Annotated in this window: 17 protein-coding genes and 3 pseudogenes; 15 read left to right on the forward strand and 5 right to left on the reverse strand. The window is 67.2% G+C overall.

Going from position 1 to position 18,766, the window contains the following annotated elements; genetic code table 11:
• Positions 1-39: 39 nt before the first annotated feature.
• Positions 40-678, reverse strand: a complete 639-nt coding sequence (locus tag R9Z33_RS11235) for a ribonuclease D (protein WP_318651388.1) — start codon at positions 676-678, stop codon at positions 40-42.
• 211 nt (positions 679-889) lie between these two features.
• Here R9Z33_RS11235 and R9Z33_RS11240 point away from each other — a divergent pair, with 211 nt between their 5' ends.
• Both R9Z33_RS11240 and R9Z33_RS11245 read left to right on the forward strand, forming a co-directional pair.
• Positions 890-1,918: a site-specific integrase gene (locus R9Z33_RS11240; protein ID WP_318651389.1), complete on the forward strand. Its 1,029-nt coding sequence runs from the start codon at positions 890-892 to the stop codon at positions 1,916-1,918.
• Between the two features lie 744 nt (positions 1,919-2,662).
• Complete coding sequence (locus R9Z33_RS11245; protein WP_318651390.1) at positions 2,663-3,259, forward strand: hypothetical protein; 597 nt, start codon at positions 2,663-2,665, stop codon at positions 3,257-3,259.
• A 9-nt stretch (positions 3,260-3,268) separates the two neighbouring features.
• Here the strand turns inward: R9Z33_RS11245 and R9Z33_RS11250 are convergent, their stop codons facing one another.
• Positions 3,269-3,505 (reverse strand): transposase, encoded by a 237-nt coding sequence (locus R9Z33_RS11250; RefSeq protein ID WP_404830670.1) that lies wholly within the window; start codon positions 3,503-3,505, stop codon positions 3,269-3,271.
• 132 nt (positions 3,506-3,637) lie between these two features.
• On the opposite strand from R9Z33_RS11250, the gene R9Z33_RS11255 reads away from it, so the two are divergent.
• Positions 3,638-3,928 carry a hypothetical protein gene (locus R9Z33_RS11255; RefSeq protein WP_318651392.1) on the forward strand — a complete coding sequence of 97 codons (291 nt, stop codon included), beginning with the start codon at positions 3,638-3,640 and terminating at the stop codon, positions 3,926-3,928.
• 236 nt (positions 3,929-4,164) lie between these two features.
• Here the strand turns inward: R9Z33_RS11255 and R9Z33_RS11260 are convergent, their stop codons facing one another.
• Both R9Z33_RS11260 and R9Z33_RS11265 read right to left on the reverse strand, forming a co-directional pair.
• Positions 4,165-4,431 carry an alpha/beta hydrolase gene (locus tag R9Z33_RS11260; protein WP_318651638.1) on the reverse strand — a complete coding sequence of 89 codons (267 nt, stop codon included), beginning with the start codon at positions 4,429-4,431 and terminating at the stop codon, positions 4,165-4,167.
• 36 nt (positions 4,432-4,467) lie between these two features.
• Positions 4,468-5,571, reverse strand: a pseudogene (locus R9Z33_RS11265) (IS3 family transposase).
• A 586-nt stretch (positions 5,572-6,157) separates the two neighbouring features.
• On the opposite strand from R9Z33_RS11265, the gene R9Z33_RS11270 reads away from it, so the two are divergent.
• Together R9Z33_RS11270 and R9Z33_RS11275 are read left to right on the forward strand one after the other, a co-directional pair.
• Positions 6,158-6,943, forward strand: a complete 786-nt coding sequence (locus R9Z33_RS11270; protein WP_318651393.1) for an inositol monophosphatase family protein — start codon at positions 6,158-6,160, stop codon at positions 6,941-6,943.
• Positions 6,940-7,617: a PIG-L deacetylase family protein gene (locus tag R9Z33_RS11275; protein WP_318651394.1), complete on the forward strand. Its 678-nt coding sequence runs from the start codon at positions 6,940-6,942 to the stop codon at positions 7,615-7,617. The genes R9Z33_RS11270 and R9Z33_RS11275 overlap by 4 nt, the downstream gene beginning before the upstream one ends.
• A gap of 7 nt (positions 7,618-7,624) precedes the next feature.
• On the opposite strand, the gene R9Z33_RS11280 is transcribed toward R9Z33_RS11275, so the two are convergent.
• Entirely contained in the window at positions 7,625-8,284 is a 660-nt protein-coding gene (locus tag R9Z33_RS11280) for an SGNH/GDSL hydrolase family protein (RefSeq protein ID WP_318651395.1), read from the reverse strand.
• Positions 8,285-8,497: 213 nt separating this feature from the next.
• On the opposite strand from R9Z33_RS11280, the gene R9Z33_RS11285 reads away from it, so the two are divergent.
• The 10 genes and pseudogenes from R9Z33_RS11285 to R9Z33_RS11330 all read left to right on the forward strand — a co-directional run bounded on the left by R9Z33_RS11285 (position 8,498) and on the right by R9Z33_RS11330 (position 18,737).
• A complete protein-coding gene (locus tag R9Z33_RS11285) occupies positions 8,498-11,557 on the forward strand; it encodes a hypothetical protein (protein ID WP_318651396.1) in 3,060 nt (1,019 codons plus the stop codon).
• 164 nt (positions 11,558-11,721) lie between these two features.
• Positions 11,722-12,275 (forward strand): annotated as a pseudogene (locus tag R9Z33_RS11290) (helix-turn-helix domain-containing protein); the annotation flags it as partial.
• Positions 12,276-12,391: 116 nt separating this feature from the next.
• Positions 12,392-12,799 carry an IS66-like element accessory protein TnpA gene (gene tnpA, locus R9Z33_RS11295; protein WP_318651639.1) on the forward strand — a complete coding sequence of 136 codons (408 nt, stop codon included), beginning with the start codon at positions 12,392-12,394 and terminating at the stop codon, positions 12,797-12,799.
• Positions 12,793-13,143, forward strand: a complete 351-nt coding sequence (gene tnpB, locus R9Z33_RS11300; protein ID WP_318651398.1) for an IS66 family insertion sequence element accessory protein TnpB — start codon at positions 12,793-12,795, stop codon at positions 13,141-13,143. The genes tnpA (R9Z33_RS11295) and tnpB (R9Z33_RS11300) overlap by 7 nt, the downstream gene beginning before the upstream one ends.
• A gap of 94 nt (positions 13,144-13,237) precedes the next feature.
• Positions 13,238-14,776 carry an IS66 family transposase gene (gene tnpC / locus R9Z33_RS11305; protein WP_318651640.1) on the forward strand — a complete coding sequence of 513 codons (1,539 nt, stop codon included), beginning with the start codon at positions 13,238-13,240 and terminating at the stop codon, positions 14,774-14,776.
• 44 nt (positions 14,777-14,820) lie between these two features.
• A pseudogene (locus R9Z33_RS11310) lies at positions 14,821-15,165 on the forward strand (integrase core domain-containing protein); the annotation flags it as partial.
• A 43-nt stretch (positions 15,166-15,208) separates the two neighbouring features.
• Positions 15,209-15,616 (forward strand): IS66-like element accessory protein TnpA, encoded by a 408-nt coding sequence (gene tnpA, locus R9Z33_RS11315; RefSeq protein ID WP_318651399.1) that lies wholly within the window; start codon positions 15,209-15,211, stop codon positions 15,614-15,616.
• Positions 15,613-15,969 (forward strand): IS66 family insertion sequence element accessory protein TnpB, encoded by a 357-nt coding sequence (gene tnpB, locus R9Z33_RS11320; protein ID WP_318651400.1) that lies wholly within the window; start codon positions 15,613-15,615, stop codon positions 15,967-15,969. Before tnpA (R9Z33_RS11315) ends, tnpB (R9Z33_RS11320) begins: the two co-directional genes overlap by 4 nt.
• A gap of 13 nt (positions 15,970-15,982) precedes the next feature.
• Positions 15,983-17,518, forward strand: a complete 1,536-nt coding sequence (tnpC, locus tag R9Z33_RS11325; protein WP_318651401.1) for an IS66 family transposase — start codon at positions 15,983-15,985, stop codon at positions 17,516-17,518.
• Positions 17,519-17,562: 44 nt separating this feature from the next.
• A protein-coding gene (locus R9Z33_RS11330; RefSeq protein ID WP_318650377.1) for an IS3 family transposase occupies positions 17,563-18,737 on the forward strand; the annotation gives its coding sequence in 2 pieces (ribosomal slippage) (positions 17,563-17,821 and positions 17,821-18,737; 1,176 coding nt in all).
• Positions 18,738-18,766: the final 29 nt, after the last annotated feature.

Below are 18,766 nucleotides of genomic sequence, written 5' to 3' on the forward strand. Positions count from 1 at the left end.
GTCTGGAGGGCGGCGCCCTGGACCGGGCGCCGCGTCTTCTCAATGCGAGAAAATATCCGGCTCCTCATAGCCCATCAGGTCCAGCTTCCCGCGCGCGGGCAGGAAGCGGTAGCAATCTTCGGCGAGCGCGAGCCGCCCCTCGCGCACCAGCAGCGCCTCCAGCCGCGCCCAGAGCGCGTGCAGGTGCAGCACATCGCTCGCCGCATAGGCGCATTGCTCGGGCGTGAGTTCGGGCGCGCCCCAGTCACTGGTCTGCTGCTGCTTGCTGATCTCGACGCCCAGCAGGTCGCGGCAGAGATCCTTGAGACCATGCCGGTCGGTGTAGGTGCGGACGAGCTTGGAGGCGATCTTGGTGCAGCGCACCGGCGCCACCGTCGCGCCGATCCCCTGGAACAGCGCGGCCACGTCGAAGCGCGCGAAATGGAACAGCTTCACCACCCCCGGGTCTTCCATCAGCCGCACGAGGTTGGGGGAGGGGCCGCCACCAGGGATGATCTGCACGAGATGCGCCGTGCCGTTGCCGGAGGAGAGCTGCACCAGGCAAAGTCGGTCCCGCCGCGGGTCGAGGCCCATGGTCTCGGTGTCCACGGCCACCACGCTGCCAAAGGAGAGGTCGGGCGGCAGGTCCTGGCGGTGCAGCTGGATGGGGCCGGCCGGCGTGAACATCGTCTTCGCCATCGTGCGGCCTCACATTCCCCGTCGAGGCGGGGCTTTCCGACTATGATTGAGGTGGTGGTGCCCAGGAAAGGCGGCGGGCGCCCTCGTTTAGCCCCGATTTCCAAGCCAAATCAATACTCCCCATTACGGCGATATAAGTCCATTAACTGCCTGGGACTGCCCATCGTCCCATTTGTGTCCCAAATTCCGGCGGAGAAATCGGGGGGTTGGCATGGCGACATTCGAGCAGCGCGGCGCGGCCTGGCGGGCGAAGGTGAGGGTGAGGGGCGCCAACCTCGCGCGGACGTTTGACACCTATGATGAGGCCCTGGCCTGGGCGAGGGCGCAAGAGGCGAAGCTCCTGGCCGGCGCCCGGGTGCAGGACGGCCAGGCCGCGTTCCTGAGCGTGGCCGACCTGATGCGCCGCTACGCCGAGGAAGTGTCACCTGGGAAGCGGGGCGAGCGGTGGGAGGTGGTGCGGCTGACCATGATGCTGCGCGATGCCTCGTTCGGCACCGCGCTGCGGGATTACGGGCCCGAGCAGGTGGCCGATTGGCGCGACTCGCGCCTCAAGATCGTCTCCGCGGCGACCGTGAACCGGGAATTGAACCTCCTTTCCGCCGTCTTCACGACCGCCATCAAGGACTGGCGAATCGGCCTCCAGGCCAATCCGGTTCGGCTGACCAGCCGGCCGAAGAACCCGCCGGCCCGAAAGCGGCGCGTATCCGATGACGAGATCGCGGCGATTCGCGGGGCGCTGGGCTGGGATGGGACGACCAAGCCCGACACCTCATCCCAATGGGTGGCCTGGATGCACGCCTTTGCGGTGGAGACTGCCATGCGCCGCGGCGAGATCATGGGCATGACTTGGCGACGGGCGCACCTGAAGGCCGCCTATGTCGAATTGCTGGATGGGGAGGAGAAGGGCCGGGCCGGGCAGACCAAGACGGGCAGGGGCCGTCTGGTGCCGCTATCGCAGCGCGCTTTGGCGCTGCTGAAGATGGTAGGCGAGGGAGATGCTGACGCGCCGATCGTGCCCATCCCGGCGGGGACGGCCGATGCGCTATTCCGGCGCGCGGTGAAGGCCGCCAAGCTGGACGACCTTCATTTCCACGACAGCCGGCGCGAGGCGACAACACGCATCGCGCCGAAGGTGGGCAACCCGATGGACCTGGCGAAGATCACCGGCCACCGTGATCACCGGCAGCTGATGGATTACTATGCGCCGGATGCAACGGAGCTTGCGAAGAAGCTGGGGTAGCCTTCGACGGTCCTGTCTAGATCCGGATAGACATCGGACAGTCAATCGCCTGAGCGACGCGTGAGGGATGCCTGCAACGATATCCGCGCGAAAAAACGCAAGCATGGCGGCGCCATTCTAGGCAGCCCCGCGCTAAGTAAAATCCCGCGCTATGAGACATTGCCTCGCCACGAGATACGATCAGGCCAGACTTCCAACATGCGTCATTCGGAACCGATGACGGAACGAATGCGCTGTAAGTCAATCCATACAAGGCTTTGCGAGCGTCGGCCCCCTTTCGTCCGTTGCGGCAAGGGGTGGAGTATAGGGGGGGCATAAAGGGGGGGGTCTCTAAAAAAATATACAGAGGAAAGCACCCCCATGACGAAAGTGACGAAAGGGGGGAGAGCGGGGGGGGAATACCATCTATATACATACGATAAAATTTTTTTTGTTATTATATATAGGGTTAGGCCCCCTCCCACCCCCTCCCGACCTTTCGTCACGTTCTGTCAGGAATTGACCCCTCCGGACTGACACATCCGCAGAAGCCCAGATTTCCGTCGCGGCCATCATGGCGAGCACCAGGCCCAAATCCTCGCTTGGCCTCCCCATGATGGCGATGGTATGGGCGCAGGCGTGCCCACCACCGACGCCCGCAGGATGCAGCCCCCACCAGCCCACCAGGACGCGCCTGGAGGCCCTGGAGGCGTCAGCCGGTGTCACCGCACCCCAGGAGCCCAGCACCGCCCCAGGCGAGCGCGCATGATGGCCAGCAAGGCAGCAGCGAAGACGCCCGCGAAGGGCAAGGCTCAGGTGAAGCCGAAGAAGAAGGCCGCAGCCAAGCCGCCAGCTCGCAAGCAGGTCGCTGCCAAGGCGCCGGCAAGCAAGCGAGGTCGCCCCAGCAGCTACGACCCGAAGCTGGCTCGCATGGCGCAGAAGCTTTGCGAGCTTGGCGCAACCGACATCGAGATCGCGGACGCCACCGGGATTGACGTGGCGACTGTCTATCGCTGGCAAGCCAGTCATCCCGAGTTCTGCGAGGCCCTAAAGACCGGCAAGGCAGCCTCGGACGAGCGCGTGGTGCGCAGTCTGTTCCCCAAGGCGACCGGCTACACCTACAACGCGGTGAAAATCCTCCAGCACGAGGGCGCCCCGGTCATCGTCTCCTACCGCGAGCATGTGCCACCCGACACCACGGCCGCGATTTTCTGGCTGAAGAACCGGCGCCGAGACGAATGGCGCGACAAGGTGGAGGTCGCTGGCTCCGCCGAGAACCCGCTGACGCTCCTCATCCAGGAAGTGCAGGGCCGCTCCCTCAAGCCCGTGCAGATCGTGGACGGGGAAGCGAGCGAAGTCTAGGCTCATGTTTCATTGACCGAGCCAGAAGATGACGGTTGCGGCGAGTGTGATGGCGCTGAAGAAGGTGCGAGCGCCGCGGTCGTAGCGCATGGCGATCCGGCGCCAGTCCTTGAGCCTGCCTAACATGATCTCAATACGGTGGCGCTGGCGATACAGCGTAGCGTCGTGCGGCATAGCGCAGGCTTGGCGATCAGTCATGGTCATCTCCGTCGTCGCGCAGGACTTCGTGTGCGTGTGACGGACCATTCGCTCTACGTCGGAATAGAGCCAAGCGATTAGTGGATCATGATATTGCTATGTGACAGAGCGCGCCTCACGGCCGCGCACGATCAATGTGAGGTCAGGGCCAATGCAGCGCTGATCCGCCTGGAAAATGCGGTGACCGCAACCTTCGACGCCAATGTGACAGCGGGGAACATCACCGTCACCTCGGCGCAGATGCAGCAGTCCGTGTTGATCCGAGCCATCAATGCTACCCCGGTGGGGCGTACGGTGACATTGCCGGACGTGGCGCGGGTGGTCCTTCTGCACAACAACGGGGCGAACACCCAGAGCGTGGAGTTCATCCGGGGCACGACTACGCTCACGCTGATCTTGGGACAGACGGTGATTGCGCGGCTGGATGGCACGGCGAATGGGCTGGTGTCGCTGCTGCGGGGGACGGGGTGATGCCAAAGATCGCGGTTAACCATCCGACGCAGGGGATCCGTGCGCGCCGATATCACTCGCCGGGCACGCTCCCATGATTCGGCCGGCCCTCTGACGGCCGGCCTGGTGGACACCAGACGGGCTCGCCGCCATCCCCACCACCGCCTGCGATCCAACCCTCGTCCGGCGCCTTCTCGGGAGGGAAGCTGCGGCGCCGCAGCTTCGTTGCGACACCGCTGGAACTGTAGCCAGTCCGCTCAGGCTGCGCCCCGCACGAAAGCCAGTAGGTCGCGGTTCAGCACGTCGGCGTTTACCGTGAGCATGCCGTGCGAGAAGCCAGGATAGGTCTTCAGTGTACCGTCCTTCAGAAGCCGGACGGCGGTCCGGGCCGAGTTGTCAATTGGCACAACCTGGTCGTCCTCGCCATGCATCACCAGCGTCGGCACGGTGATCGCCTTTGACGTGCTCCCCTGGATGTATCCACTCAGACGGAGAGTCCTCTGGGGTTGTGATCCGCGACCAATGTTTGGACCGCCGGAAGTAAGAGTTTTCCGGCTTGGTCACGACGGCGCGCTGGTTGCGCCATCGGGATTTTGCAGCTCACAGGGGACCTTATCGCCGATCGCCCCGTGCGGTCTCTCCTCGTTGTAGTATCTACGCTAAGCCTCCATCTTCTCGCGGGCATCAGCAAGTGTCAGGAACCAGTGCGTGTTCAGGCAATCCGCCCGGAACCGGCCGTTGAAGGCCTCGATGTAGGCATTGTCCGTCGGCTTGCCCGGCCGCGAGAAATCCAGCGTGACGTCGTGCGCATAGGCCCACAGGTCGACGTTGCGGGACACGAATTCCGATCCCTGATCCACGAGGATAGTCTTCGGATAGCCCACCGTCGCGCAGACCCGTTCCAGCGTCTGCACCACATCCTCGCCGCGGTAGCTGAACCGAGGATCGATCACAGGCGCATAGCGCGAGAAGATGTCGACCACCGTCAGTACGCGCAGCCGAGCTCCCGTCGCCAGTTGATCGTGCACGAAGTCCATCGCCCCGGGTTTCATTCGGCGCCACAGCATCACGACGGTCCTCGCGCAGCTTCGCCTTCACCCTGCGCTTCGGCGCCTTGTGCCGCAGTTGCAGGCCCAACTCATTGTAGATCCTGCGGGTTCGCTTCTGGTTGATTATCCAGCCCTCACGTCGCAGCAACACATGCACGCGCCGATAGCCGTACCGGACGCGCGTCTCGCAGATCCCCTTGATCCGCTCCTCCAAACCGGCCTGCCCGTGTCGACGCGACTTGTACTGGTACATGGACGTATCGAAGGACAGTGCCCGGCAGGCCCGCCTGATCGATATGCCCCAGTCCACTCGCATCCCGTCGACCAGCTTGCGCTTGCGAACAGGCCTCAGATTTTTCGACGGATGACGTCCTGCAGCATCTCCCGCTCCACCGTCAGATCCGCCACGATCTTCTTCAGCTTCGAGTTCTCATCCTCAAGCAGTTTCAGCCGGCGCATCTCCGTCGGCAGCAGGCCGTCGTATTTCTTCTTCCAGTTGAAATAGGTCGCCTGGCTGATCCCCGCCTTGCGGCAGACCTCCGCCACCGGAAGACCCTCGGCGCCCTGCTTCAGCACGAATGCCTTCTGCGCCTCCGTAAACCTCGATGCCTTCACCGTTCTCCGCTCCTCCCAGCCAGGGAAATCTCAGCAGAAAACTCCAACCAAAAGCGATCCAGGTTCCCGGGCGCGGATCAAGCCGCCAATCCATTCTTTCGCTACGCGACGGCCGCGGTACCCACCGACCGTCCACGGAAGCGGGGCAACTTCACTGAATTTCGACATCTTGAACACCTCCATCTCACGCCCCGGGGTGTCCACAAAGCCGGGTCAACTCCAACTCCAGGTTCAACCGGTGTTGCCCGCCGCTGCGCCTACGGTTCCGCGCCGGGCAGCACCGGGCGTCGATCAACGTCGGAAAATTGGTCCCTTTTCGAGGTCGATCGGGAGTGCTTTTGGGGCGCCGGTTGACAGGGCAAGCGCGACTGCAACATGATTCGGTGGGTGCACGGCGAACGCGCTAAGCGAAAAGCACCGGCGCATCTGCAAGCGTCACGTCGCGGAGCAGGAACTCTTACCGGATGAAGCCGAGCGTCATGTCCAGCGGCCCGCCAAAGGGTCGTCGGCCGCCCGGTGAGTGCCAAGCGCATCCGCCGCGCGCATTCCGGCCACCACGCCTTGTCGGCTAGTTTGGACACCAAAAATGCTCGCAAACGATCTTCCTGCCCTGGTCCATCTGCTGGAGGCGCTCGGGCGCGATCTGCTGAGATGGCGCGCAACCGGCGCGACGGGCGGACACTGGGAGGCTACGCAGTTCAAGGCGGAGGGCGACATGCGTGCGCACCGCATCCTCGTAGAAGCCCTCGCGGCCGCCTGGCCCGGCGTTCCGGTGGTCAGCGAAGAGGACGAGACCTTCACGGAAGCCCGCCCCGGCCGCTACTGGCTGGTCGACCCGATCGACGGCACCGCGAGTTGGGCCGGTGGCTTTCCGGGGTTCGTCACGCAGGCGGCGCTGATAGTGGCGGATGCACCCGTGCTTGCCGCTATCGTCGCGCCGGCCCTAGGCTTCACCTACACTGCGGCGCTCGGCGAAGGGGCCTGGCTGAACGGTGCGCCACTGGCCGTCGCTCCTCGCGGGCGGTCGCTCCGCCTCATCGACAACTACCCAGATCCGCGCGGGGTGGCCGCAGCGGCGATGACGGGCCTGGGATGTACAGGTTATGTCGAGTGCGGTAGCTTATCGTTGAAGATGTGTCGCGTGATAGACGGCGCGGCCGAGTTATTCATCAAGGACGTCACGGTCAAGGATTGGGATATGGCCGCTCCAGCACTGGTGGTCGCGGAGGCGGGCGGCTGTTTTCTGCGCCTCAATGGCACGCCTTGGCGATTCGCCGGCGCGATGGCGAAGGCCGGGGGAATCGTGGCCGCGGCAGATGCGACCTTGGCGCGGCGCGCAGTCGCCTGGCATGCTGCGGGAGCCCTCCCGTGAGCCGTGTCCTAGTGGTCGCGGCGCACCCGGATGACGAGGTGTTGGGCTGCGGCGGCACACTGGCCCGTCACGTCGAGGCCGGCGACAGCGTCGCCGTGATGTTTCTGACCGACGGCGTCGGCGCTCGCGGCAACAGTCCCGAGGCGGAGCCGGCCCGCCGCGCCCGCGAGGCCTCGGCGCGGGCGGCGCTATCCATCCTGGGCGTTTGCGAGATCGTCTTCGGGAACCTGCCCGATAACCAGATCGACAGCGTACCATTGCTGCGAGTGGCGCAGGCGGTGGAAGCGGTGGCGCGCGAGCGCCAGCCGGACCTGGTCTACACGCACCACATCGGTGACCTGAACGTGGACCATCGCCTCGCACATCAGGCCGTGTTGACGGCGTTTCGCCCCCAACCCGGGCAGGCGCGGCCCACAATCCTCGCTTTCGAGACCGCCTCCTCGACCGAGTGGCAGTCAGTAGCCGCGGGGCTGGCGTTCCAACCGAACTGGTTCGAGCCGATCGAGGGGCAATTGGAGCGCAAGTTGGACTCGTTAAAGGCCTATGGGCAGGAGATGCGCCCCTGGCCGCATGCGCGTTCACTGACCGCGGTCGAGCACCTTGCGCGCTGGCGCGGCGCTACTATTGGCTGCGCTGCGGCCGAGGCCTTCATGCTGGTGCGGCGTATCGGCTGAGCGCGGCCTACGGTGCGGCCGCGTCGCGGTCCGCCCAGTCCGGGCCGAGCAGGTCGATGATTGCGTCGCGCAGTCGGTTGGCAAGCAGCGCCTGGCCCCCGGCGGTCAGATGATGACCATCAGGGTGAAGCAATTCCTCGCCGGCCTCTGTGAGAGCGTGTTCCATGTCGATGTAGCGCATGTTGGCGTCAACCCGCTCGCTTAGGACTGCATTGTAGGCGCGAATATTCTCTGCCACCTTAGGCTCCTTCGCCAGTGTGGCCGTGTTGGTGGGCGAGATGCCGATCACGATGAAGGGCAGCGTCGGCGCCATGCGCTCGCGCTCCTCCAGCAGGCGCGTCATTGCCTCGCGAAAGGCCTTCAGCGTCGTGTGCGGCTGGCCGTCCAGCTGCGCGCGCGGCCAGCAATCCACGACACCCTTGTGCAGCACTGCGACATCGGCCTCCATCCAGGAGAACAACTCGTTCCGGTGCGAGTAGGACGAGGCCAAGCTGGAGGCGCGCATGGCGAGATTGCTGACGCGGATCTCGCTAGCCTGGAAACGCTCCTTCAGCAGGCCTTCCAACAGATAAGGGTACGTTTGGCGGAACCGGGTAAATCGCTCGGGCTGGTCGCTGGGATGCTTTTGAAACCATGGACGGGGCAAACTCAGCGAGTCGGTGCTCATCACAATATGCAACATATGAGGCCAGCGCCTTATCCTGGTAACAAACCTGCTTGGGGCAGCGACGAAAGCCCTCTTGTTGTTTACTAGCGGACGGACTGGGGGTGATGCAAGGTTTCAACTGGTTGACCGACACCGCGCTTGGCCGGAGGGGGCGCTAGCCCCACGATGACAATCGTGCAAATGCATTGATCTTAGGGCTTGAGAGGGCAGGACATGGACGACTTGAATCGCCCGAGCAGCAATAGGGAAGCGGCCTATTCGAGTGGTGCGCATGACCAGGCGCTGGTCGGATTCGAGGCGCTGCGCGCGCAGGGACTGGGCAACGAGGCCGACCTCGCTCGCGAGATCGGCCTACTTGCCCGGTCTAGGCGCACCGAGGACCTCTTTCGGCTCGCCGTTGCGCATTTCGAGGTGCTGCGCACCGCACGTGATGGGCTCAACCTAGTCGCAGTAGCGCTGCGCGCGCCCTCCACCATACCGGCCAAGGAGCGCGTTGCCTTCTTCCGCATTGCGTTGGAGGCGGAACCCCGCAACGCCGAGGTGCTGGCGCGTCTCGTCGAGGCACTGCTCGCGGCGGAGGACATGGTCGGCGCGCGGCAGGTGCTCGCGCACGCGACATCCTGGGCCGAGCCGGCCGCGCTGGCGCATCTGCGCTCCCTCATCGCGCAGGCCGCGGGCGATCTGCCCATTGCGCTGCGCGAGGCGGCCCTGGCGCTGCGGCTGACCGAGGAAGCGGGTCGTCTACTCCCTCTGGCCCAGCGCCAGCTCTTCCAGGTCAGCACGGCGCTGGCCTATGCGATCCGAGCTGACGTGGCGCGTGAAGATTGCGCCGCGGCGCAGGACAAGCTGCGCCTGCTGCGTGAGTGCGGCCGATACGGCCGCGAGCAGCTCTCGATCGAGTTACAGCTGCTCAACAGAGCACGCCAGCGCGAAGCGTTCCGCCAGTTGCTTGCAGAGCAGCGCGAGCTCGCCGTGCAGAGCCCGGACAGCGCGCGCCGCATCGCCCTGCTGGCCCGCAACTACCTGACGCCGGCCGAGCGGGCGGACTTCCTGCGCGAGGCGCATGCCTTGGCGCCGGCCGACGTGCCGCTGCTGGAAGCTCTGCTGCGCGTCTTGCTCGAGGCGGGCGACGCGGCTGGGGGCCGCAGCCTCATGCAGAGCCTGGGGTCGAAAGGGCCGCCTGAAGCAGAGCGGGCGGCGCTCGTCGCCATCCTGCCCGCGGCGGCCAAGCCGGAGGACCCAGCTACACCCGTCGGACAGATCGCCATCTTCCGGCGCCGGATCGCCGCCGGCGAGGGCGATGCGGCCGCAGCCGACCTCATTGCTTTCTTGCAGCGCGAACCGGACGCGGGCGCCGTACGACGCGAGCTGGTGGACTATCTCAACCCGCAGCGCCGCTATGTCGAGGCGGCACGCCTGATCGATCTCGAACGGATCGCCGGTGAACCCACCAAGCTGCTCATCAACTGGGCGATCACGCTGTTCCGCGGCCACCAATATGAACGGGGCGCGGAACTGTTGGCGCGCATCGAGGCGCGCGATGGAGAGACGCCCGAACTGGCAATGGCGCGCATCTCCGCGCTTGAGATGCAAGGCGACCTGCAGGGCGCGGCCGCCATTGCCCGCGAGCGCCACGCCAAGGTGAAGACCGTGAGCCTGCTGCGCCTCATGGCCGACCAGGCCTCGCGGCTGAACCGCTTCGACGAGGCGCGGCGCCTGCTCGACGCCTGCGATGAGGCTGAGCCGGGCGACCGCAACACCGACGAATTGCGCCGCCGCAACGAACGCATGGAAGCGCAGCAGCAGGCCTGGATCGCCGAGGCGAGGGCCGTAGCCGATCATCTCGGCGCCACACCCGGCGAGGAGCTCCTGCTCGGCGACTATTTCGCGCAGTTCGGCATGGTGCAGCAGGCCAGCGCCGCCTACGAGCGCGCGGTCAAGCGGCGTGAACAGGGCCGGTCACGAGGTCGTCGGCGCGCTGCCGATCCGGTACCGCCGCTCGCGCGAGCGCAGCGGATCGTCTTGCTCGCTGAGGCGGCCCGGTTCGACGAGGCGCTGGCGCTGTTCGAAAGGCTGAACCTATCGCAGGTCGACATGCCGACGTTGTTGCGGCTGGAGCGGGCGGTCATGCGCCGCACCCTGAACCCGCGGTTCGCGGTAGCTTCGGCCCAGCTGCGGGCGGAGTTCGGCCGCCGCTCAGTGCCGAGCTCGATCCGCCGCATCGCCATAGTCGGCGGCTCCAATACGATCATGACCTCCGGCTGGGGTCGGACGCTCGAGGCGCTGGGCGAGCGGGCGTTGGGCCTCACCGTGCACAACTACGGCATCGGCGCGAGTTCCTGCCTCTATGGATGGCTGCGCATCGGCAAGGATTCGCTGTTTGAGCGCTATGACCTCGTGCTGTTTGAGCATGCGCTGAACGATGCCGTCTATGTGCAGAACGGCAGCATGGATCATGGCTTCCGCCGCAGCGTGCTGCGCGCCATCGCACAAGAGTGCGCGGCGAAGGGTGGCCGCTTTGCCATGCTGCTGACAGCCCCGCGCGAGAACGCCGAGGCCGCGATCAACGGCGTCGACCCGATCATTGAGGAGACCCGCCGGTTCTGTGCGGAGGCCGGCATTGATGCGGACGACCCCTCGGCACGGATGCGTAAACTCCGCCTTCCCCCTGGCGCCGCCCGCTTCGGCTATCGGGATGAACTGCACTACACTGAGGCCGCCTCAACCGACATGGCGGTCAACCTTCTGGCACGCATCGCGACAGAGCCCGCCTTCGGCATGGTGCGTCACGTCCCGCCAGCCTGGGCCGACCAGCCAGGCGCGCTGCGCTCGATCTCGGTCGCCGGCCTGGAGCATATGAAGGTCACCGGGCCGCACAAGGTGCAGCATCTCGAATCGGCTTTCTACTCGGGCGATTTCGTCCGGCTGGAACGCGGCGCGCGGCTGACGACGCAGGTCGGCGGGCGTCTGGTCGGTCTTCTGGTCAACGTCTCGGCCGATACGGGCCATATCCGTGTGCGTATCGGCGATCGGGTATTCGTGAAGAACCTGTTTGGCTTCCGGAATACCAACGACCCAACCAAACCGCGCATCCTGCTGCGGCAGTTCGAGACGGAGCTCCGCCTCGCGCCGGGTACGCCGGTTGAGATCGACCTCGATTTGGGCCCGGCCGATCTGCAGAAGCTGCCGCACGACCAGACCGCGTACGCATCTGCGCCACAGGTACCGCTGGAGGCACAGGTACTGGAGATCGGCGGCCTCATCCTCTGCTGAAGTAAGCGTGCGCTGACGTCTGCGGCATCCCTGTCTTGACGAAGGTCAGGCGGCGTCGGGCCGGAGGTTCCTAGAGCGGTTTCCCCCCTGAGTGAGTCGATTGGGATTTCCCGACGCGGGGCTGATCTGATTCAAGCTGTCTGTCGGCGAGGAGGCCGACAGGCATGTCCAAGGCGCTGTCGGTCGATCTTCGGGAGAGGGTGGTAGCTGCGGTCGCGGCGGGTGCGTCGTGCCGCGCTGCGGCGGCGCGGTTCGGCGTCAGCGCCTCGAGTGCGATCCGCTGGTGCGCCCTGGCACGGGAGACGGGATCGGTTGCGCCGGGCCCGCTCGGAGGCGACCGGCGCTCGGCACGCCTGGCGGCCCATGCGGCGCTCATCCTTGGCCTGCTGGAGCAGAAGTCGGACATCACGCTCACGGAGATTCAGACGGAGCTCGCCAGGGCCGGCGTTCCAGCGGGCATCGGGACGATCTGGCGCTTCTTCGATCGGCACCGGATCACGCGCAAAAAAAGACGGCGCATGCGGCCGAGCAGGACCGTCCGGACATCCTGACGCGTCGCTGGGCGTGGTTCGAGCGCCAGCCCGACCTCGATCCGGACCGCCTGGTGTTCATCGACGAGACCTGGGCCTCGACGAAGATGGCCCGAACGCATGGCCGGGCGCCCCGCGGCGAGCGCCTGCGCTCGCCGATCCCGCACGGTAAGCGTGCTTCCTCGACTGCCTTGCGGCGCGCTGCGTTGATCGGCTGACCTGCCTGGCTGCTGGGTGGAGCGGAAGTCCGCTGTCGCGCTTAAGCCTAGGGGTAAGGTCGTTGCCGGACGGTCGGTTGGACGAGGTGATCAGCGTAGTGGCGCGTCGTCGTCGCTGGACGCTGGAGCAGAAGCTGGCGCTGGTCGAGGAGGTATCGCGGCTTGGCGCGTCGGTCGCGGCGGTAGCCGATCGGTACGGGATGAGCCGGAGCCTGCTGTTCGAATGGCGTCGCCAGGTCCGTGAGGGAACGATGCCGGGCGTGGTCCGCGCGGATGTGGCCGCGACGCTGGTGCCGGTCCGTATCGTGGAGAACGCGCAGACGAAGGAGGCACCACGCCCGACGGTGGTGTCGCGCCGGTCTGCCGAGCGTGCTGGCAAGGCGGCGGCGACCGTCGAAGTGGTGCTGTCGAACGGCCGCGTGCTGCGTGTCTCCGAGACGATTGCGCCGGAGGTGCTGGGGCGGCTGGCGGCGGCGCTCGACGCCGGATGCTGAGCTTCAACGCGGGGCTGCGCGTGCACCTTGCGCTGGGCGCGACGGACATGCGCAAGGGCTTCGACGGGCTGGCGGCGCAGGTCCAGACGGTGCTGCAGGCGGATCCGTTTTCTGGCCACCTGTTCCTGTTCCGCGGCAAGCGTGGTGACCTTCTGAAGGCGCTGTGGTGGGACGGCCAGGGCTTGGTGCTGCTGGCTAAGCGGCTCGAGAAGGGTCGGTTCATTTGGCCGACGATTGCGCGCGAGGGCGTGGTGATGCTGACGACGGCGCAGCTGGCGATGCTGCTGGAGGGGCTGGACTGGCGCACGCCGACGCCGAGCTGGAAGCCTGAGATCGCGGTGTAGCCCCTTGCGCCGACGCGGCGACGTCTGGGACGATTCCGGTGTGACGCCGCACACCGACAGTCCACGGCCCGAGGATCCCGCCGCGCTGGCGGCGATGATCGCGGCGCTGCGCGGGGAGCTGGCCGAGGAGCGCACCGCCCGCCGCATGGCGGAGGTCGGCCTGCAGGCCAAGACACTGGAGGCCGAGCGGCTGCGTGTGCAGATCGCGCGCCTGCGGCATGAGCGGTTCGGGCGATCGTCGGAGCGCCTGGCGGGCGAGGTCGAGCAGCTGGAACTGCGGCTCGACGAGGTGTTGGCCGACATCGCCGCCACGGGCGGCACGGCCGACGCCGAGGACGAGGCGACCAGCGCCCCAGCGCCTGAGGAGAAGGCACGGCGGCACGGCCGCAAGCCGCTGCCGGACAGCTTGCCGCGGCGGGACGTCGAACACCTGCCTGCCGAGGGCTGCACCTGCCGCACTTGCGGTGGCGCGCTGCGCAAGGTGGGCGACGACGTGACGGAGATCCTGGAGTACCGCCCCGGCCGGTTCGAGGTGGTGCGCCACGTCCGCCCCGCGTTCTCCTGCCGGGCATGCGAGGCGATGACGCAGGCGCCGATGCCGTCACTGCCGATCGAGCGCGGCAGGCCAGGCCCGGGGCTGCTCGCCCATGTGCTGGTCTCGAAGTACTGCGACCATCTCCCGCTCTACAGGCAGTCGGAGATCTACGCTCGCGATGGGCTGGACCTGCCGCGCGGGCTGCTGGCGGGCTGGGTGGGCAAGTCGGCTGCGCTGGTCGAGCCGATGGCAGCCCACATCGGCCGACACGCCCTGGCAGGGCACAGGGTCCATGCCGACGACACGCCAATGCCGATGCTCTCGCCCGGCCGCGGCAGGACGCAGGCGGCGCGGTTCTGGGCCTATCTGCGTGACGATCGACCATTCGGTGGGACCGACCCGCCCGCGGTGCTCTATGAGTTCACGCTGGACCGGAAGGGTGAGCATCCGCAGCGACGCCTGCGTGACTTCCAGGGCATCCTGCAGGCCGACGCCTACTCGGGGTTCAACGCCCTCTACGAAACCGGCCGCGTGGTGGAGGCGGCGTGCTGGACGCATGCCCGGCGCTACTTCCACGACGAGCTGCTGGCCAATGGCAGCCCGCTGGCGCGCGAGGCCATCGAGCGCATGCAGCCGCTGTTCGCGATCGAGGCGGAGATCCACGGCCAACCACCGGAGGCGCGCCTTGCCGCCCGCCAGGTCCGCTCGGCGCCGGTGATGACGGACCTGCACGCCTGGCTTGAGGCGACGCTGCGGCGGATCTCTGGCAAGTCGGACCTGGCCAAGGCGATCCGCTATACGCTGGCGCAGTGGGGCGCGCTGACGACGGTGCTGCGCGATGGCCGCGCCTGCCTGCACAACAACGCTGCCGAACGGCAGATGCGGCCGCTCGCGCTGGGTCGGAAGAACTATCTGTTCGCCGGGTCGCTCGAGGGCGGCAGGCGGGCCGCTATCATCTACACCCTCATCGGCACCGCCGAGCTCAATGGCTGGGACCCGCAGGCCTATCTCCGCCTGCTGCTCGACCGCATCGCCGACCACCCCATCAACCGCATCGACGAACTCGCACCCTGGAACCTGCGGCCCCACGCCACCTGACCACCGTCAAGGCGTCGGCGCCGTAGCCGTCAGCGGACGCTTACATGGTCAGTGACAACGGCACGGAACTGACGTCGACGTCGATCCTGCGCTGGTCGCAGGAGCGGCAGGTGGAGTGGCATTACATCGCCCCCGGGAAGCCCACCCAGAACGCGTTCGTGGAGAGCTTCAACGGGCGCCTGCGGGATGAGTGCCTGAACGAGACGTTGTTCACGTCCATGCTACAGGCCCGTGCCGTGCTGGCCACTTGGCGGCAGGATTACAACACGGTCCGGCCGCACTCGAAGCTTGGCGGGCGTACCCCCGCCCAGATCGCCGGCCAACGGGGTCGGGGGCATGCCCCCAACGTAAGCGCGGCGTATAGGCCCGTCTTCCGCTGCGGGCGGTGAATGTGCTCGTTCGGCCTGGGCTTGGGAGCTTCGGGCCGACGTTATGGTCGACGTTAATGACGACGCGAAGGCTGGCGGGTATCGCCGGCTCGAGATGCTGACGGGACCTGGTCGCCGGCGGAAGTGGTCGGACGACGACAAGGCGAAGGTGGTGGCGCAGACGCTCGAGCCCGGCGCGGTCGTGGCCGAGGTGGCGCGTCGGTGGCAGATCTGTCCGCAGCAAGTGTTCACGTGGCGGCGGGAGATGCGTGCTGGGATCGGCGCGCCGCTGGATTTCGTGCCGGTCGTCGTGGAGACGATAGCGTCGAAGCCTGAGGCGACGGTCACGCCGGCGCGCGGCACGCCAGCGATCGAGGTGAAACTCGCAGGCGCCGTGCTGCGTGTCGCGCCCGGCACGGACGCCGAGTTGCTGACCATGGTGCTGCGCGCGATCAGGGCCTCGGCGGCATGATCGCGCCTCCGGCGGGCGCGCGGATCCTGCTCGCGGCGAAACCCGTCGATTTCCGCAAGGGCGCGCACAGCCTGGCGGCACTCGCAGCCGAGGTGCTGGATGCTGATCCGTTCTCCGGCGCGGTGCTGGTGTTCCGCTCGCGCCGTGCCGACCGGATCAAGATCCTGGTCTGGGATGGCAGCGGCCTGGTGCTGGTCTGGAAGCAACTGGAGGGCGGCGCGTTCCGCTGGCCGCCGATCGTGGACGGCGCGCTGCGCCTGACGCCGGTTGAGTTCGCCGCGCTGTTCGACGGGATCGATTGGCGACGCGTGCAGGCATCGCGGGAGATTCCCAAGCCGAGCGCGCCTGCATAGAATCGCACGCACGATGCGCGTCGCGGCCGCCGACATGCCGAGCCTGCCGGAAGATCCAACGGCGCTGCGCGCGCTGCTGCTGTCGGTCATCGCCGAGCGCGACAGCCTGGCGGCCGAACGCGACGCGCTGGCGGTGCGGAACGAGCAACTCCACCACCTGCTGCTGAAGCTCAAGCGCCGGCAGTTCGGGCAGAAGTCGGAGCGGCTGCCGGAGGAACAGTTGCTGTTCGCGTTCGAGGAGATCGAGGCGACGCTGGCCGAGAACACGGCTGTGGCCGGCAAGGCGTCTGCTGCCCTGCGGGACAACCAGGCAAAGCGTCGCCGCGAGGGCCGCGGTCGGCTGCCGGCGCATCTGCCGCGCGTCGAGCAGGTCCTGGCCCCGGAGGCCACGGCCTGCCCCTGCTGCCAGGGCCCGCTGGTCGAGATCGGCGTCGATGCTGCCGAGCGCCTCGACGTGATCCCGGCGCAGTTCCGCGTGCTCGTGACCAAGCGGCCGAAGCTGACCTGCCGCGCCTGCCCGGGCGTGGTGCTGCAGGCGCCGGCGCCGGCCCGGCTGATCGAGGGCGGCGTGCCGACGGAGGCGACGGTCGGCCACGTCATGGTCTCGCGCTACGCCGACCATCTGCCGCTGTATCGCCAGGCACAGATCCTGGCGCGGCAGGGGATCGAGATCGGCCGGGAGGTGCTGGCCGACTGGACCGGCACGGCGGCGAACGAGGTCATGCCGGTCGTGCGCCGCATGCGGGAGATCCTGCTGCGCTCCGCGCGGCTGTTCGTGGACGAGACCACCATGCCGGTGCTCGACCCGGGCCGCGGCAAGACCAAGAAGGGATTCGCCTGGGCGATCGCGCGCGACGACCGGCCCTGGGGCGGCACCGACCCGCCGGCAGTGGTGTTCCACTACGCCCCAGGTCGTGGCGCCGAGCATGCGAAGGATCTGCTGAGCGGCTACCGAGGCATCCTGCAGTGCGACGGCTACGGCGCCTACAAGGCGCTGGCCGCGAGCAACGCCGGTATCACGCTGGCATTCTGCTGGAGCCACGTCCGGCGCGAGTTCATCGAGCTGGCCAAGGGCAAGATGGCGCCGGTCGCCCGCGAGACGCTGCAGCGCATCGCCACGCTCTACGCCGTCGAGGCCGCGATCCGCGGCAAGGCGCCTGAGGTCCGCCGCGCCGTCCGCCAGGAACGGAGCCGGCCGTTCATCGAGGATCTGTTCGCCTGGCTCACGGCGCAGCTCGCGCGCCTGCCCAGCGGCAGCCCGACCGCGCAGGCCATCCGCTATGCGCTGAACCACCGCGAGGGCCTCGTCCAGTTCCTCGAGGACGGCCGGATCGAGGTCGACACCAACACCGTCGAGCGCGCCATCCGCCCGATCTGCCTCAGCCGGAAGAACGCTTTGTTCGCGTCCGGCGATGATGGCGGGGCACGCTGGGCCGCCGTCGCCTCGCTGGTGGAGACCTGCAAGCTCAACGGCGTGGACCCGCAGCGCTACTTCACCGACGTGCTGACACGCCTCGTCAACGGCTGGCCTGACCTGCCCCCTACCTGATCCCTTGATTTGGGTGAGAGTCCGTCCCCAACAGGAGATGGACGATGAAGAAGAGCAGGTTCAGCGAAGCGCAGATGATTGGTGTGCTGCGGGAGCAGGAGGCCGGTGCGACGACGGAGGACGTCTGTCGGCGGCACGGCATCAGCCAGCAGACGTTCTACCGTTGGAAATCGAAGTACGGCGGCATGGAAGTCTCGGACGCGCAGAAGCTGAAGGCGCTGGAGGACGAGAACCGGCGTCTGAAGAAGCTGCTGGCGGAATCGATGCTGGATGTCTCGGCGTTGAAGGACCTGCTGGGAAAAAACTGAGGACGCCCGCGGCACGCCGGGCTGCGGCGCTGCGCCTGATGGCGGAGCGTGGATATTCGCAGCGGCGTGCCTGCGGGCTGCTCGAGGTAGATCCCAAGACGGTGCGGCGGGAGCCGGTGCCGGGCGATGGCGAAGTGCGTGCTCGTCTGCGCGAACTGGCGGCAGAGCGCCGGCGGTTCGGCTATCGGCGGCTGGGCATTCTGCTGCGGCGGGAAGGCGTGGCGATGAACAAGAAGAAGCTCTACCGCCTCTACCGGGAAGAGGGGCTGTCGGTGCGTCGCCGGCGTGGCCGCAAGCGGGCGACCGGCACCCGTGCGCCGCTGGCCTTGCCGCAGGGGCCGAACCAGCGCTGGTCGCTGGACTTCGTCTCCGACGCGCTGAGCTGGGGGCGACGGATCCGCATTCTGTGCATCGTCGACGATTTCACCCGCGAGGGCCTGGCGCTGGTGGTGGACACCTCGATCGGCGGGCGACGCCTGGTGCGCGAGTTGGAAGCGTTGATCGCCCGCCGTGGCCGCCCCGCGGTGATCGTCAGCGACAACGGCACGGAGATGACCTGCCGCGCCGTGCTCGAATGGTGCAACCGCAGCGGCGTGGCGTGGCACTACATCGCGCCTGGCAAGCCGCAGCAGAACGGGTTCGTGGAATCCTTCAACGGGAAGCTGCGGGACGAGTGCTTGAACGAGGAGGTCTTCGCCAACCTGGCCGAGGCCCGCGCTGTCATCGAACGCTGGCGGCTCGACTACAATCTGAACAGGCCGCACTCGGCGCATGGCGGGCTGACCCCGGATGCCGCACGCCGTCGCCACGCGGACGCGGCCGGGCGGCTGCGCTACCTCGAAGGCTCCGCCGCCCGGCCGCTCCAGCCACCACAGGATTTCGGCTACAACCCCGGCGGGCTCTCACAATGAACGCGGGACCAACGGGGAGCAGGTCAGGT

The sequence above is a fragment of the Sediminicoccus rosea genome, from assembly GCF_033547095.1.
Lineage (GTDB): Bacteria > Pseudomonadota > Alphaproteobacteria > Acetobacterales > Acetobacteraceae > Roseococcus > Roseococcus rosea.

Excerpts from the sequence above, each read along its gene's own strand:
- tnpA (WP_318651399.1), top strand. The coding sequence starts at position 15,209 with ATGGTCGACGTTAATGACGACGCGAAGGCTGGCGGGTATCGCCGGCTC.
- tnpB (WP_318651398.1), top strand. The coding sequence starts at position 12,793 with ATGCTGAGCTTCAACGCGGGGCTGCGCGTGCACCTTGCGCTGGGCGCG.
- tnpC (WP_318651640.1), top strand. The coding sequence starts at position 13,238 with ATGATCGCGGCGCTGCGCGGGGAGCTGGCCGAGGAGCGCACCGCCCGC.
- R9Z33_RS11240 (WP_318651389.1), top strand. The coding sequence starts at position 890 with ATGGCGACATTCGAGCAGCGCGGCGCGGCCTGGCGGGCGAAGGTGAGG.
- R9Z33_RS11250 (WP_404830670.1), bottom strand. The coding sequence starts at position 3,505 with ATGGTCCGTCACACGCACACGAAGTCCTGCGCGACGACGGAGATGACC.
- tnpB (WP_318651400.1), top strand. The coding sequence starts at position 15,613 with ATGATCGCGCCTCCGGCGGGCGCGCGGATCCTGCTCGCGGCGAAACCC.
- R9Z33_RS11235 (WP_318651388.1), bottom strand. The coding sequence starts at position 678 with ATGGCGAAGACGATGTTCACGCCGGCCGGCCCCATCCAGCTGCACCGC.
- R9Z33_RS11285 (WP_318651396.1), top strand. The coding sequence starts at position 8,498 with ATGGACGACTTGAATCGCCCGAGCAGCAATAGGGAAGCGGCCTATTCG.
- R9Z33_RS11245 (WP_318651390.1), top strand. The coding sequence starts at position 2,663 with ATGATGGCCAGCAAGGCAGCAGCGAAGACGCCCGCGAAGGGCAAGGCT.
- R9Z33_RS11280 (WP_318651395.1), bottom strand. The coding sequence starts at position 8,284 with ATGAGCACCGACTCGCTGAGTTTGCCCCGTCCATGGTTTCAAAAGCAT.
- tnpC (WP_318651401.1), top strand. The coding sequence starts at position 15,983 with ATGCGCGTCGCGGCCGCCGACATGCCGAGCCTGCCGGAAGATCCAACG.
- R9Z33_RS11270 (WP_318651393.1), top strand. The coding sequence starts at position 6,158 with ATGCTCGCAAACGATCTTCCTGCCCTGGTCCATCTGCTGGAGGCGCTC.